At 34.6% G+C, this 390-nt stretch carries 1 protein-coding gene; it reads left to right on the top strand.

What is annotated here, in order from left to right:
• On the top strand, positions 1-341 hold a 341-nt coding region (locus tag SB749_RS18785), incomplete at its 5' end, for a hypothetical protein (protein WP_410711634.1).
• Between the last annotated feature and the right edge of the window lie 49 nt (positions 342-390).

Here is a 390-nt window from a genome sequence, read left to right on the forward strand (position 1 = left end):
TGTACATGGACGATCGTGGCTTATTTAATAACCCATTAGCTCATAATCATAACTTTGCTATGGCTACAGCAATGATCTATTTAGATAAATGGCTTGGTGGTGTAGAAAAATATCAAAACATAATTACTAACATTAGTGATTTTTTCATAAATAACTTAATTTATTTGAGTGATGGAACATGCGAATGGAATTACAGTTATGATACTCGTGGTGATCAGTATGAGAAATATGAAGACGTAAACCATGGGCATATTGATATCGGCTTTTTTGTTGTCGCTGAACAAGAAGGATATTTTCATAATGAGAGAGCTATGCACTGCTTTGCTAAGACAGCTACATAAAAGATAGCAATTGGACCTGGACCAATACCGGAAAAAGTAACAGGTACTG

Origin of the sequence: Brevibacterium sp. SIMBA_078 (genome assembly GCF_046534565.1) — a bacterium.
Lineage (GTDB): Bacteria > Actinomycetota > Actinomycetes > Actinomycetales > Brevibacteriaceae > Brevibacterium.